This window comes from Dactylosporangium sp. CS-047395, assembly GCF_050942185.1.
Taxonomy (GTDB): domain Bacteria; phylum Actinomycetota; class Actinomycetes; order Mycobacteriales; family Micromonosporaceae; genus Dactylosporangium.
In genome coordinates this window covers 7082958-7097651 of the sequence record NZ_CP192015.1, presented here as the reverse complement: position 1 = coordinate 7097651, position 14694 = coordinate 7082958, and the positions used below count along the sequence as shown (strand labels likewise).

Annotated in this window: 11 protein-coding genes; 9 read left to right on the top strand and 2 right to left on the bottom strand. The window is 73.4% G+C overall.

Annotated features, from left to right (window positions below):
• Positions 1-24 precede the first annotated feature (24 nt).
• The 9 genes from ACQP00_RS33460 (at position 25) to ACQP00_RS33420 (ending at position 12979) form a co-directional block, all read left to right on the top strand.
• Positions 25-747 carry a hypothetical protein gene (locus ACQP00_RS33460; RefSeq protein WP_433203062.1) on the top strand — a complete coding sequence of 241 codons (723 nt, stop codon included), beginning with the start codon at positions 25-27 and terminating at the stop codon, positions 745-747.
• 46 nt (positions 748-793) lie between these two features.
• Positions 794-2188, top strand: a complete 1395-nt coding sequence (locus ACQP00_RS33455; RefSeq protein ID WP_433203059.1) for a cytochrome ubiquinol oxidase subunit I — start codon at positions 794-796, stop codon at positions 2186-2188.
• 17 nt (positions 2189-2205) lie between these two features.
• Positions 2206-3210: a cytochrome d ubiquinol oxidase subunit II gene (gene cydB / locus ACQP00_RS33450; protein WP_433203056.1), complete on the top strand. Its 1005-nt coding sequence runs from the start codon at positions 2206-2208 to the stop codon at positions 3208-3210.
• Complete coding sequence (cydD, locus tag ACQP00_RS33445) at positions 3210-4829, top strand: thiol reductant ABC exporter subunit CydD (RefSeq protein ID WP_433203053.1); 1620 nt, start codon at positions 3210-3212, stop codon at positions 4827-4829. Before cydB ends, cydD begins: the two co-directional genes overlap by 1 nt.
• Entirely contained in the window at positions 4826-6535 is a 1710-nt protein-coding gene (gene cydC / locus ACQP00_RS33440) for a thiol reductant ABC exporter subunit CydC (RefSeq protein WP_433203050.1), read from the top strand. The genes cydD and cydC overlap by 4 nt, the downstream gene beginning before the upstream one ends.
• On the top strand, positions 6504-6905 hold the full coding sequence (locus ACQP00_RS33435) for a pyridoxamine 5'-phosphate oxidase family protein (RefSeq protein ID WP_433203047.1): 402 nt from the start codon (positions 6504-6506) through the stop codon (positions 6903-6905). Before cydC ends, ACQP00_RS33435 begins: the two co-directional genes overlap by 32 nt.
• Before the next feature lie 277 nt (positions 6906-7182).
• On the top strand, positions 7183-8262 hold the full coding sequence (locus tag ACQP00_RS33430) for a hypothetical protein (protein WP_433203044.1): 1080 nt from the start codon (positions 7183-7185) through the stop codon (positions 8260-8262).
• 403 nt (positions 8263-8665) lie between these two features.
• On the top strand, positions 8666-10015 hold the full coding sequence (locus ACQP00_RS33425; protein ID WP_433203041.1) for a sensor histidine kinase: 1350 nt from the start codon (positions 8666-8668) through the stop codon (positions 10013-10015).
• Positions 10016-10189: 174 nt separating this feature from the next.
• Positions 10190-12979 carry an ATP-binding protein gene (locus ACQP00_RS33420; protein WP_433203038.1) on the top strand — a complete coding sequence of 930 codons (2790 nt, stop codon included), beginning with the start codon at positions 10190-10192 and terminating at the stop codon, positions 12977-12979.
• A 15-nt stretch (positions 12980-12994) separates the two neighbouring features.
• Here the strand turns inward: ACQP00_RS33420 and ACQP00_RS33415 are convergent, their stop codons facing one another.
• Positions 12995-13648, bottom strand: coding sequence for a DUF6518 family protein (locus ACQP00_RS33415; protein ID WP_433203035.1), 654 nt, complete (start codon positions 13646-13648; stop codon positions 12995-12997).
• A 48-nt stretch (positions 13649-13696) separates the two neighbouring features.
• Positions 13697-14641 (bottom strand): Lrp/AsnC family transcriptional regulator, encoded by a 945-nt coding sequence (locus ACQP00_RS33410; RefSeq protein ID WP_433203032.1) that lies wholly within the window; start codon positions 14639-14641, stop codon positions 13697-13699.
• Positions 14642-14694 lie beyond the last annotated feature (53 nt).

Genomic DNA, 14694 nt, shown 5'->3' with positions numbered 1-14694 from the left:
CGGCCGCGTGACTTCGTAGCTGTCATGAACGTCACCGCGCGCGGGTTGCGCCCGCACGAGCGCACCGCCGCCGAGGCGCTGTTCGGCGCCCTCGCCATCCGGCACGAGCTGGACGGGGAGCTGCGGCTGCGGCTCACCGGTGCGGCCGCGCCCGGCGGCCCGATGCTGGTCCAGGTCAACCTGCGGCTCTTCGGGGCGCCGGCGCGCATCCAGGTCGCGGGCCGCGATCCGGCCGAGGCCATCGCCGTCGGGGCCGCGCGCCTGGATCGGCAGGTCCGCCGGCTGTCCACCGCCTGGGAGCCGTGGCCCTGGCCCGATCCCGAGCGCAGGCCCCTCGCCGTGCCCGGGCGCCCGGTCATCTCCAGGATCAAGAGCCCGCGTTTGTACCGCCAGAGCTTCTGCCAGGCCGCCGCGCACCTGGCCGCCATGGACTACGACGCGTACTTGTTCGTCGATTCCGCTACTGGCGAGGACGCGGTGGTGCACCGGGCCGGACCGACCGGCCTGCAGCTGACCCGGCAGCGGAGCATGCATCCGGCGGGAGGGCCCGGCATCCCGCCGCCGACCGTGAACCCGCGGCGGCCGCCGGTCCTCGCGGCTGAGGCGGCGGCCGCGCGCATGGCCGAGGGGTGGCTGCCGTTCCTGTTCTTCACCGATGCGGCGAGCGGGCGAGGAAGTCTGGCCTACCGGCGGTACGACGGCGGCACCGGGCTTGTGCGACCCGGAAAAGTCCCGCCGCGGACGTGACCAATGGCCCTGCTCCGGTTCCGGCCGGCAACAACAGAATCGCGGCATGGACAAGCTGGACCTGGCACGGTGGCAGTTCGCCATCACCACCGTGTACCACTTCATCTTCGTGCCGATCACGATCGGCCTCTCGGTGCTCGTCGCCGGGCTGCAGACCGCGTGGGTGCGCACCGGCAAGGACACGTACCTGCGCGCCACGAAGTTCTGGGGGAAGCTGTTCCTGATCAACTTCGCCATGGGTGTCGTCACCGGCATCGTGCAGGAGTTCCAGTTCGGGATGAACTGGAGCGCCTACTCGCGGTTCGTCGGCGACATCTTCGGCGCGCCGCTCGCGATCGAGGGGCTGCTCGCGTTCTTCCTGGAGTCGACGTTCCTCGGGCTGTGGATCTTCGGCTGGGACCGGCTGCCGAAGCGGGCCCACCTGGCCAGCATCTGGCTCGCGGCGATCGGCACCATGCTCTCGGCGTACTTCATCCTGGCCGCGAACTCCTGGATGCAGCATCCGGTGGGGTACACGATGAACGCCTCCCGTGGTCGCGCCGAGCTCACCGACATCATGGCCGTGCTGACCAACAGCACGGCGCTGGTGACCTTCCCGCACACCCTGGCCGCGTGCTTCCTCACCGCGGGCGCGCTGCTGCTCGCGGTCAGCGCCTGGCACCTGCGCCGGCGCAACCAGGTCGAGGTGTTCCGGCCGGGCCTGCGGCTCGGGGCCTGGGTCGTGCTCGTCTCCGGGGTGGCCGTGCTCGTCACCGGCGACCTGCAGGCGCGCGTCATGACCGAGCAGCAGCCGATGAAGATGGCCGCCGCCGAGGCGCTCTACGACACCAGCCGGCCCGCGTCGTTCTCCATCTTCACCATCGGCTCCCTCGACGGCCGCTCGGAGGTCTACAGCGTGCGGATCCCGTCGCTGCTGTCCTTCATGGCCACGGCCGATCCGCAGGGCGAGGTCGAGGGCATCAACGACCTGCAGCGGCAGTACGCCGACCGGTACGGCGAGGGCGACTACGTGCCCTACGTCCCGGTCACCTACTGGTCCTTCCGCCTGATGATCGGCTTCGGCGCGCTGGCCATGCTCGTCGCCCTCGTCGCGCTCTGGAGCACCCGCAAGGGGCGGCTGCCGGCCGGGCGCTGGCTCTGGGCCGCCGCCGTGTCCACGGTCGTCATGCCGCTGCTGGCCAACTCGTTCGGCTGGATCTTCACCGAGGTCGGCCGGCAGCCCTGGACGGTCTTCGGGCTGTTCAAGACGGCCGACAGCGTGTCGCCGTCGGTGGCCACGAGCCAGGCCGCGTTCTCGGTCATCCTGCTCACCCTGTTGTACGGCGGGCTGGCGGTGATCGAGCTCGTCCTCATGCTGCGGTACGCCAAGCAGGGCGCGCCGGAAATTGTCGTACCCGAGGGCGAGGATGACCCCGATCGCCCGCTGGCATTCGCCTACTGAGGAAGGAGGCACTTCACATGGAGCTCACCACCGTCTGGTTCGTCCTCATCACCGTGCTCTGGTGCGGGTACTTCCTGCTCGAGGGCTTCGACTTCGGCGTCGGCCTGCTGCTGCCGGTCCTCGGCCGCGACGACCGCGAGCGCCGGCTGCTCATCAACACCATCGGCCCGGTCTGGGACGGCAACGAGGTGTGGCTCATCGTCGCCGGCGGCGCCACGTTCGCCGCGTTCCCGGAGTGGTATGCGACCCTCTTCTCCGGCTTCTACCTGCCGCTGCTGCTGATCCTCGTGGCGCTGATCCTGCGCGGGCTCGCGTTCGAGTACCGCGGCAAGTCCGACAGTCCACAGTGGAAGCGCTACTGGGACTGGGCCATCATCGGCGGGAGCTTCGTGCCCGCGCTGCTGTGGGGCGTGGCGTTCGGCAACATTGTGCGCGGCGTGCCGATCAGCCGCGACCACGAGTACGTCGGCGGCTTCTTCAACCTGCTCAACCCCTACGCGCTGCTCGGCGGGCTGACCACCCTCGCGCTGTTCGTCCTGCACGGCGCGGTGTTCCTGGCCCTGAAGACCGACGGCGACATGCGCGACCGGGCGGGGCGGGTCGCCGGACGGGTCGCGCTGCCCACGGTCGTCATCGCGGCCGCGTTCCTGCTGTGGACGCAGCTCGCGCACAGCGACGCGTGGGGCTGGGCGCTGTCCGGCGCGGCCGCGGTGGCCCTGACCGGCGGCGTGCTGGCGGCCCGGGCGCGCCGGGAGGGCTGGGCGTTCCTCGGCACCGGGGCGGCCATCGTGCTCGCCGTCATCGCCCTGTTCGTGACGCTGTTCCCGGACGTGATGCCGACGACCCTCGCCGGCGGGGACTCGCTGACGACGACGAATGCGGCCTCCACGCCGTACACGTTGAAGGTCATGACGGTGGTCGCGGCCTGCTGCACGCCGGTCGTGCTGGCCTACCAGGCCTGGACCTACTGGGTGTTCCGGCGGCGGCTGCGGGTCGAGCACATCCCGGCGGGCGGGCACTGATGCGGCCCCTGGACCCGCGGCTGCTGCGCTACGCCCGGGCGACGCGCGCCTTCCTGGTGCTCTCCGTCGCCCTGGGCGTGGCCCTGGCCGTGCTCGTCGTCGCCCAGGCCACCCTGCTCGCCTCGGCCATCACGTCGGCGTTCCTGGACGGCGGATCGGTCGCGTCCGTGGTGCCGTGGCTCGCGGCGGTCGTGGTGCTCCGGGCCGGCGTGGCGTGGGCGCAGCAGGCGGCGGCGACGCGGGCCTCGGCCGCGGTGAAGCGGGAGCTGCGGGCCCGGTTGCTGGCCCACGCGGCCGCGCTGGGTCCGGCCGCGGCGCCGCCGAGCGGGGAGCTGGCCACGCTGGCGACGCGGGGGCTGGACGCGCTGGATGCGTACTTCGGGAAGTACCTGCCGCAGCTGGTGCTCGGCGCGCTGGTCCCGATCATCGTGCTGGCCCGGCTGGCCCCGCCGGACCTGGTCGCGGCGGTGACGGTGGCGGTGACGCTGCCGCTGATCCCGGTGTTCATGGCCCTGGTCGGGCTGCACACCGAGGCGGCCAACCGGCGCCAGTTCCGGCTGCTGACCCGGCTGTCGCACCACTTCCTCGACGTCGTGGCGGGCCTGCCGACCCTGCGCGTCTTCGGCCGCGCGAAGCGCCAGGCCCAGGTCATCGCCGCGATCAGCGCGGAGCAGCGCCGGGTCACCATGCGCACGCTGCGGGTCGCCCTGCTGTCCTCGCTGGTGCTGGAGCTGCTGTCCACCCTGTCGGTGGCCCTGGTGGCAGTCGGGATCGGGCTGCGGCTGGTGGACGGGGAGCTCGGCCTGTCGACGGCGTTGCTGGTGCTGATCCTGGCACCGGAGGCCTACCTGCCGCTGCGCCAGGTCGGGGCCAACTACCACGCCTCGGCGGAGGGCCTGGCCGCGGCCACGTCCGTGTTCGCCGTCCTGGAGACGCCGTTGCCCTGCTCTGGTTCCTCGGTCGGGTCGGGCGCGGGAGTCGTGCTCGACCAGGTTGTCGTCGCCTACCCGGGGCGGCCCGCCCTGCCGACGGTTTCGCTGACGGTGGCGCCGGGCGAGTTCGTGGCGCTGACCGGGCCGAGCGGGTGCGGCAAGTCGACGCTGCTGTCCGTGCTGATGGGCTTCGCCACGCCGTCCTCGGGGTCGGTCGCGGTGGGCGGCGCGGCGCTGGACACGCTCGACCTCGACGCGTGGCGGCGGCGGGTGGCGTGGCTGCCGCAGCGGCCCTGGCTGGGGGCGGGGACGATCGCGGACAACATCCGCCTCGGTGCGGCCGAGGTGTCGCCGGCCGCGCTGCGATCCGCGGCGGCGCGGGCGGGTGCGCTGTCGTTCATCGAGGCGCTGCCGGACGGGTTCGACACGCCGCTCGGTGACGACGGGGCGGGGCTGTCGGCGGGGCAGCGGCAGCGGATCGCCCTGGCCCGGGTGTTCCTGCGGGATGCGCCGCTGGTGCTCCTCGACGAGCCGACGGCGGGGCTGGACGCCGGCACCGAGGCGGAGTTGCTGGCGGCGATCCGGGCGCACGCGGCCGGGCGGACGGTCATCATGGCCGCGCACCGGCCTTCGCTGGTGGCCATCGCCGACCGTGTGATCGCGCTGCCCGCCGGGGTGACCGCGTGAACTGGCTCTTGCTGCTGCGACCCGCTGCTGGACGGCTGTTCGTCGCGTTGGTGGCCGGGATCGCCGCCGCCGGATGTGCGGTGGGGCTGATGGCGACGTCGGCGTGGCTCATCTCGCGGGCGGCCCTGCATCCGCCGGTGCTGCACCTCATGGTCGCGATCGTCGCCGTGCGGGCGTTCGGCATCGGGCGGGGGGTGCTCCGCTACGTCGAGCGGGTCACCGGCCACGACGGGGCGCTGCGGGTGCTCGGGGAGCTGCGGGTCCACGTGTACCGGCGCCTCGAGCGGCTCGCCCCCGCCGGCCTGGCCGGCTTCCGCCGCGGCGACCTCGCGGCCCGGCTCGTCGACGACGTCGAGTCCATTGTGGACCTGGTGGTGCGGGTCGCGCTGCCGCTCGCCGTGGCCGCCGTCACGGGGCTGGCGTCGGTGTTGCTGATCTGGGCGCTGCTGCCGTCGGCCGGGCTGGCGCTGGCCGTCGCCGTGTTCGTCGTCGGGGTGGGTGTGCCGGTGTTGCAGGCCGCGCTGGTCCGGCGGTCCGATGCGCGGCTGGCGCCGCTGCGGGGGAGCCTGGCGGCCGGGACCGTGGATCTGGTGCAGGGGTTGCCGGATCTCATTGCTTATGGCGCTGTGGACGCTGCGCTGGCCGCGCTTGATCGGACTGATCGGGAGCTGCTTGCGGCGACGCGGCGGTCCAGTGGCGCAACCGGGGTCTCAGCGGCCGTCACCGCGCTGTGCACCGGCCTCGCCGTCCTGGCCGCGTTGGTTGCCGGCGCGCTGGCGGTGCGCGGGGGGACGCTCGATGGCGAGTTGCTGGCAGTGGTCGTGCTGACGCCGCTGGCCGTGTTCGAGATCGTCGGCGCGGTGCCGGTCGCCGCGCAGAACCTGGGGGCCGCTCGGGCTGCGCTGGGCCGGCTCGCCGAGGTCGCCCGCACGCCCGAGCCGGCGCCGGACCCGCGCTTCCCGGCCGAGCTGCCGACTGCCGCGCCTGGGTTGGTTGGTTCGGTCCTGGGGTCTGAGGCGCCGGTGGTGCGGGTCGAGGGGGTCGCGGCGGAGTGGGTTTCCGGGCGGCCGGTGATCGAGGACGTGTCGTTTGTGCTCGCGGCCGGCGCCCGGGTGGCGCTGGTCGGGCCCAGCGGGTCGGGGAAGTCGACGATCGCGGCGCTGCTGGTGCGGTGGCTCGATCCCAGTGCCGGGCGGATCACGCTCGGCGGGGTGGATCTGCGCGAGTTGCGGGGGGACGACGTGCGGCGGGTGGTCGGCTACCTGGGCGACGACGCGTACCTGTTCGACAACACGATCGAGGCGAACCTGCGCATCGGCAAGCCCGACGCGACCGGCGACGAGCTTGCCGAGGTGCTGCGGCGGGCTCGGCTCGACGGGTGGGTCCGCGGGCTGCCGGACGGGCTGGCGACCCAGGTCGGGGAGCACGGGGTGGCGGTCTCCGGCGGGCAGCGGCGGCGGATCGCGCTCGCGCGGGCGTTGCTCGCGGACTTCCCGGTGCTCGTGCTCGACGAACCGACCGAGCACCTCGATGAGGAGACGGCGGTCGGGCTGCTGCGGGATCTGATGGCGGCGACGCGCGGGCGGACGGTGTTGCTGGTGACGCACCGTACCGATGCGCGGGAGTTCGTCGACGAGGTGCTGATGCTGAAAGGTGGTGACGGCCATGGGGTCGATGCGCTCACTGGGGCGGCGGCGGTGTCTTGAGCTGCTCGGCTCGGTGCCGGTGGGGCGGGTGGTGTTCACCGACCGGGCGCTGCCCGCGATCCGGCCGGTCAATCATCTGCTCGACGGGGAGACGATCGTGATCCGCAGCAGCCTCGGGGGTGGGCTCGCGTCCGCCGCCACGGCTCATGGGTCGCTGGTGGTCGCCTATGAGGCCGACGAGATCGACGCCGTGACACATTCGGGGTGGAGCGTCGTGGTGACCGGGACGGCGCGGCTGGTCATGGACGAGGAGCGGCTGCTGCGGTACGAGGGGCGGCTCCAGCCGTGGGTCGACGAGCCGATGAACTGCGTGATCGCGATCGACTGCGACCTGGTCAACGGGTTCCAGCTCGCTTCGACCGGCGTGTGAAGCGCGTCGCCGCGGTCGGCTGCGGCCTGGTCGACGGGTTTATTGCTCGCGTCGACCGGCGTGTGAAGTGCGTCGTCGCGGTCGAGTGCGGCCTGGTTGACGGGTTTCCACTCGCCGCCACCGGCGGCCCGGCAGTCGGTGACGATCGCGGTTGCCGCCCGGACGGAGTATGGCGGGAGGGTCCCGGGCGATTTGTGACTTCCGGCCCTGACGGGGGTGGTGACCTCTCGGCGAGTGTTGGGGTGTACAGCCGGGACGCTTGCTTGAGGAGTACGCCATGAACCGCGACCTTCGTGCCGAGATCGACCTCGTTGCCGAGGCGTCCATCGCGGCGCTGCGGGCCCCCTCGATTCTCAACAGCCAGCCCTGGCGGTGGCGGCTCGCGGGGGACCACGCCGAGCTATGGGCGGATCGGTCCCGGCAGCTGACCGGGCTCGATCCGGACGGGCGGCTGTTGCTGCTCAGCTGCGGCGGGGCCCTGCACCACGCGGTGGTCACGCTGCACGCGGCCGGGTACGAGGCGGACGTCGCCCGCCTGCCCGACGCCACCCGGCCCGATCTCGTCGCGCGGTTCGGCCGGGGCGGGGAGCGGTTCGGCCGGGGCGGGGAGCGGTTCGGCCCGGGCGGCGAAGGGTTCGGCCGGGGCGGCGAGCGGTTCGGCCGGGGCGGCGAAGGGTTCGGCCGGGACGGCGAAGGGTTCGGCCGGGGCGGGGAGCGGGACCGGGACACCGAGGCGGCCGCCGCCATCGAGCGGCGGCACACCGACCGGCGGCCGTTCGGGGACGCGCGGCCCTCCGCCGCGGTGCTGGAGGAGTTGCGGCGGGCGGCCGGGCGGCATGGGGTACACCTGCAGGTCCTAAAGGACGAGCAGCAGACGGACTTCGCGGCGGCCGTGGCGCACGCGGGGGACGTGGAGCGGGCCGATCCGCGGTTCCGGGCCGACCTGCGCACCTGGACGAACCGGGCACACGGCGACGGGGTGGCGCCGCCGAGCGTGGTCGCCACGAGCCGGCGCACGGTGGCCCCGCGCGACTTCGCGCTCAAGGCGGGGCTGGCGGCGGGGCCGGGGAGTGATCGCGGCACCGTGTACGCCCTGCTGGTAACCGACGGCGACGAGCCCCGCGACTGGCTGGCGGCCGGCGAGGCGCTGTCCGACGTGTGGCTGACGCTGACCGCGCGGGGGCTGGCCGCCTCGCCGATCAGTGAGGTGATCGAGGTCCCGGGGGTGCGGGGCGCGCTGCGCGGGCTGCTGGGCGGGGTCGGGAACCCGGCCGTCGCGCTGCGGATCGGGGTGCCGGTGCTTGAGGACGCGCCGCCGGCCAGCCCGCGCCGTTCGCCGTCGACCGTGCTCAGCTGACGCGCCGACCTGCGAAGACAGCCTGCGTGTTGGGGCAGGCCTGCATGCTGGGGTCGGGCCGCGTTGGGCGTTCGACCCGGGCGGGGCGCGGGCGGCCTTCGCCACGATCTCGTCGATGTCCCGCGGGGAGCTCGGCCGAGGTGTCGAAGCTGGGGACGATGGAATCGGCTCGCGTGTTGGCAGTCGGTTCGTGCGGTGGAGTCGGTTCATGCGGTGGAGTCGGTTCCTGCGGTGGAGTCGGTTCGTGCGGTGGAGTCGGCTTGCGCGGTGGAGGGAAGCCGCCCGCCGCGTGATGGCTTGCGGGTGAGGGCGCGGGCGTGGCGGGCGGGGGCGATCGGGGTCGGGGCGGCGTCGGCCGGGCGGCGTCGGGGCGGGCTCGGGCGCAGGCAGTAACGTCGGCGGCGTGGGTGGGCTTGCGGGGCGGATTCGGCAGCGGCTCGGGGTGCGGATGCGCTCCGCGCTCGCGGCGGCGGCTGTGGTGGCCGTGGCGTCGGTGCTCACCGGGATCGCGTTCGTGGTTGCCGCGCGGATCATTCTTACCGGGAACGTCGATCAGGATACCGGGGACCGGGCGGCGCAGGTGGCCGGCGCGCTGGACGACGAGGCGGCGCTCGCGGCGGTGATGCGGCCGTCGCTGCGGGACCGTACCGTCGTGCAGGTCCTCGGGCCCGACGGCAAGGTGCTGCGCGCCTCGGCGCTGATTGCCGGGGCGCAGCCGATCTCGTCGCTGCGGCCGGCGGCGGGGCAGACCCGGCGGGAGCAGCGGCGGCTGGCGGTGGCGCATGACGAGTACTACCGGATCACCGCGCTCGGGGTGGCCACCGACAGCGGGCCGCGGACCGTGCTGGTCGGGCAGTCGATCGACGAGATCGACGACGGGACCGAGGCGGCGGTCGGGGCGCTGGCGGTCGGGCTGCCGCTGCTGACGGTGATCGTGGGGGTGGCGACCTTCCTGTTCGTGGGGCGCTCGTTGCGGCCGGTCGACGCGATGCGGCGGCAGGCGGAGACGATTACCGGGCGGAATTTGCATCGGCGGCTGCCGGTACCGCCGACGAATGACGAGATCGCCGCGCTGGCGGTCACCATGAACACGATGCTGCACCGGATCGAGGCGGCCACGGCGGCCCAGCGCCGGTTCGTCGCCGATGCCTCGCACGAGTTGCGCAGCCCGCTGTCGACCGTGCTCGCGGGGCTGGACCTGGTCGGCGAGGGGCCGCACGTGACCCGGATGCGCATGGAGAGCGACCGGATGGCCCGGCTGATCTCCGACCTGCTGTTGCTGGCCCGGGTCGACGAGAGCGGGCTGCAGCTGCGGCGGGAGGACGTGGACCTCGACGACCTGGTGTACCTCGAGCGCGAGCGTCTCGTCGCTGCCCATCCGCGGCTGCGCGTGACGGCCCGGGCGGCGCCGGTGCGGGTGAGCGGCGACCCGCACCACCTGCAGCGGGTGCTGCGCAACCTGGTCGACAATGCGGCCCGCCACGCGGAGCAGACGGTCGAGATCACGGTGGCGGCACTGGACGGTACCAGCGAAATCACCGTAGCGGACGACGGGCCGGGGATCGCCGAGGAGGATCGCGAGCGGGTGTTCGACCGGTTCGTGCGGCTCGACGAGGACCGGTCGCGCACCGGCGGCGGCACCGGGCTGGGGCTGCCGATCGCGCGGGACATCGTGGCCGCGCACGGTGGGACGCTCACCATCGAGACGTCGCCGTCCGGGGGGACGCTGGTCCGGCTGCGCCTGCCGAAATGAGTAAAGATGCGGCCGCGCCGGGCGTCGCCGTCCGGGGGACGCTGGTCCGGCTGGGCCTGCCGAAATGAGTAAAGATGCGGCCGTGCCGGACGTCGCCGTCCGGGGGGACGCTGGTGCGGCTGCGCCTGCCGAAATGAGTAAAGATGCGGCCGCGCCGGGCGATGAGCCGGATGGATGAGACCGAGGACCGGCGGATGGACGGTGGCGCGCCTGCTCGCCGCCGGGTACCTGCTGGCCATCGGCGGCCTGCTGCTCGTCGGCGCGGCCGCCTCGGTGCGGATCGGGGAGCTGCTCGATGCGCGCGCCTCGGTGGAGGCCGGGCACGCCGTCATCGACGACCTCGACGCGCTGCGCGATGAGCTGCAGGATGCCGAGCGGGGGCAGCGCGGCTATGTGATCACGGGCGATGAGGGGTACCTCGGGCCGTACACGACGGCCATCGCGGAAATCCCGAGGACCATGCAGCGGCTGCGGGACCGGACCGCCGCCGACGCGGGGCAGCGGGCCACCCTCGCCGAGTTGAGCGGGCCGGTCGACGACAAGCTGGCCGAGCTGGCGGAGACGATCGAGCTGCGCCGTACCGCCGGGTTCGCGGTGGCCAAGCAGGTCGTCGACACCGACCGCGGGGCCGACGACATGACCGAGATCGAGGCCGGCCTGGACACGCTGCGCTCGGCCCAGCAGACCAGGCTCGCCGCCGACCAGCGCCGGACGGCGGCCGCGGCCCGCTCGACCCGCGGCGGCATCCTCGGGGTGACGCTGCTGACCGCCGTGCTGACCGGGATCGGGGCGTGGTGGGTGACCCGGCACGTGTCCCGGCCGATCGCGGCGATCACCGCGGCCGCCCGCCGGGTCGCGACCGGCGAGGTGAGCGCTCCGGTCGCCGGGGCCGCCGCCGCGCGCGGGCCGGCCGAGCTCGCCGAGATGGCCGACGCGGTCGAGGACGCGACGCGGGTCGTGCTGCGCGCGCGGGACGAGGCGATGGCGGCCACCCAGGCCAAGTCGGCGTTCCTGGCGACCATGAGCCACGAGATCCGCACGCCGATGAACGCCGTGATCGGCATGACCGGCCTGCTGCTGGACACCGAGCTGAGCGCCGAGCAGCGCGAGCTGGCCGCGACCGTGCGCGACAGCGGCGAGGCCCTGCTGGTGATCATCAACGACATCCTGGACTTCTCCAAGATCGAGGCCGGCCAGCTGGAACTCGAGGACGCCGTGTTCGACCTGCGCGAGTGTGTCGACAGCGCCCTGGCCCTGGTCGCGATGCCGGCCGCGGACAAGGGCCTGGAGCTGATCGCCGAGGTGGCCGAGTGCCCGCCACTGTGCGGTGACGTCACGCGGCTACGCCAGGTCGTGGTCAACCTGCTCTCGAACGCGGTCAAGTTCACGTCCAGCGGCGAGATCGTGGTGACCGGCACGTTCGCCGCGCAGGACGAGCATATCCGGATCGGCCTGGCCGTGCGCGACACCGGCATCGGCATCCCGCCCGACCGGCTGGATCGCCTTTTCCGTTCGTTCAGTCAAGTCGACGCGTCGACCACCCGCACGTACGGCGGAACGGGACTCGGCCTCGCGATCAGCCGCCGCCTCGCCCGCGCCATGGGCGGCGACCTGACCGTGACCAGCCGCCCTGGCGAGGGGTCCACGTTCACGCTGACCGCGCTGCTCAAGCGCTCGCCGACCGCCCCGCCTTGCCTCGCCTCGGTCGCCGACCTGACCGGGCGCAGCGCGCTCGTCGACGCCGGCAACGCCACCTTGCGCCGGGTCCTGCGCGCCGAACTCGCTGGCTGGGGTCTCGCCGTCTCCGGCTCCGACTCCGTTTCCGGGTCTGGCTCCGTTCCCGGGTCTGGCTCCGGCTCCGGTTCTGGCTCCGGTTCTGGCGACTGGGACGTGGCCCTGGTCGACGGTCCTCGGCCGGACCTCGCCTGCCCGCTGATCCTGCTCACCACCGTCAATGCGCCCCGCGAGCGGCCCCCCGGGTTCGCCGCCACCCTCACCAAGCCCGTCCGCGCCGCGGCCCTGCGCACAGCCCTGGCGAGCGTTCTCACCGGCACCCAAGCGGCCTCAGAAGATCAAGAGCCTGCGTTTGTACCGTCTGTGCGTCCCCTCCGCATCCTGATCGCCGAGGACAACCAGGTCAACCAGACCGTCGCCACGATGATGCTCGCCAAGCTCGGCCACCGCGCCGACGTGGCCGCCAACGGAGCCGAGGCCCTGGAGGCGGTGCGCCGCGCCCGGTACGACGTGGTGCTCATGGACGTCCAAATGCCCGTGCTCGACGGGCTCGACGCGACCCGGCGGATTCGCGCGGAACTGCCGGCGGAGCGGCAGCCGCACATCATTGCCCTGACCGCCAGCGCCTTGATCGAGGACCGCGCGGCTTGTGAGGCGGCCGGGATGGACGACTACCTCACCAAACCCATGCGCCCCACCGACCTCGCCAATGTCCTGGGCAACTACCGCGGTCAGGCCCCGGCTGCAGCTCTTGCGCCACCGGCCGGCGGGTCGGAGGACGACATCCGGGACCTGACCGACGACGGTCAGGCTCCGGCTGTTGCGTTTGCGTCACCGGCGGACGGGCTGGAGGATGACATCCGGGCGCGTATCCGGGACCTGACCGACGACGACCCGTCGCCGCAGGAGCTCGAACTGGTCGGACGCGTGCTGGGATCGTTCTGCGCCAAGGGGCCGGACACGCTCGGGCAGCTTTCGGCCGCGGTGGGAGAGGGCGACTCGGCCGCCGCGGTGAAGGCCGCGCACACGCTGACCGGCGCGGCGGGCAACGTCGGGGCGGCGGTGCTGGCCCGGATGAGCGGCGCGTTCGAGGCGCAGGCGCGGGCCGGCCTTCCCGACGACGCCGTGACGGCCCTGGACGAGCTGCGCCATGAGCTGGACCGGGTGGTCGCGGCGGTGAGCGCCGTCCGCGAGCAGCTTCCGGGCGCGGAGGCGGCGCGGCAACCGTGACCGTGGCACGCGGGGTTAGAAGCCTTTGACCGGGACCGACTCGATGGCTGCCCAGGCCAGGGCGCCGGCGGTGCAGGCGAGGAGGGCGGCGGCGGCGTACGCGGGCCAGGTGCGCGGGCCTTGGCGGCGCGCGAAGGACCAGGTCGCGACCGTGATGCCGGCCAGGGCCTGCAGCACCGCCTCGCCGGCGCCGCCGAAGCGCTGGCCGGGTATTGCCACGATGGCGAGGCCGGCGCCGGCTAGGAGGCCGCATGCGATTCCGGCCGCGATTGCCGCTCGTTTGGGGCTGGCGTGGCGCACCGCGTGGGCGAGGACGCCGAGGAGGGTGCCGCCGGCGATGGAGAGCAGCATCCAGTACAAGAAAGCCTTCAGGAGTGGTTCTAACCCGCCGCCGGGCAGGTTGAGCCAGTAGTAGCAGCCCGTTGCGGTGCACAGCACGATGACCGCTGCGGCTGCCGCGCCGCGTCGGGTGTGGGCCGGGAGGGCGGCCACGAACGCGGCGCAGCCCCACGCGAAGCCGGTGCTGGCCCCGAACTGCAGCACGGTGCGCAGGGTGCCCTGGGCGAGATCGGCGCAGAAGGAGGCGATGCCGAGCGCCACGCCTGCGGTCAGCGGCCAGCCGAGGCCGATCCGCTGCCGGGCGGGCGCCCCGCCGGGGGACTCCACCATGCAGCCATCATGCGGTGGGCGCGCCAGTCGCGGTACGCATATGGAAGGTTACAGCGCTTTCAGCGTCTGGATGACCGGCGCGGTTTCGAGGTGCTGGATGGCGGGGAGGGCGGCGACGCGGGTCGAGAGGTACCGGTAGAAGGCCGTCGGATCCGGGCACAGCACCGCGGCGTAGAGGTTGGAGCTGCCGGTCGTGGCGCCGACGAAGACGGCCTCGGGGTGGGCGGCCATCGCCTCGCCGGCCTCCACGAGCCGGTCGGGCGCGACCGAGAGCCACATCATGGTCTGCATCGGCAGGCGGAGGGCGCGGTGGTCGATGTCGACGTCGAAGTACAGGGCGCCGCATTCGCGCAGCTCCTGGACCCGCCGCCGGAGCGTGGTGTGCGGCCGCCCAGTCGCCGCGGCGAGCTCGGTGAAGCCCATCCGCCCGTCGGCGGCCAAGAGGTCGAGCAGGGTGCGATCCTCGGGGGAGAGCACGGCCTGGCCGTCGTCGGGCGGTTCGGGCCAGCGTAGCGCGGCGGCCTGCTCGGCGCTGAGTGCGTCGACCGGGCTCTGGGCGCCGCCGTAGTACACGTGCAGCAGGCAGTTGGCGGTGACCGCGGTGACGTTGGGCGTCTTCGGCAGCTGCTCCAGCAGCAGGGCGGACGAGTCGCGGTCGGAGGCGGCGCGGACCATGCACATGATTTCGGTACCGCCGGAAGCGAGCTTCACCCACGATGTGTCCGAGCGGCGGGCGAGGGCGCGGCCGATGGTCAGCGCGACGCTGGGCACGCAGCGGATGCGTACGCACCACGACACTTCGCCGACGCGCGCGGCGTCGGTGCGGGCGCTGATCCGCACCCGCGAGTCGCTGCGCAGCCTGGCGTAGCGGCGGGCGACGGTCTGGTCGGACACGCCGAGCACCTCGCCGATGCGGGTGAACGACGCTCGGCCGTCGAGGTGCAGGGCGTGGAGAATGCCCAGATCGAGCTCGTCGAGGTCGGATCTCGCCATGTCGCCCCCTGTTCCCGGGCGATCGTATCTCGGCGATCTTGACGCGCGACGTT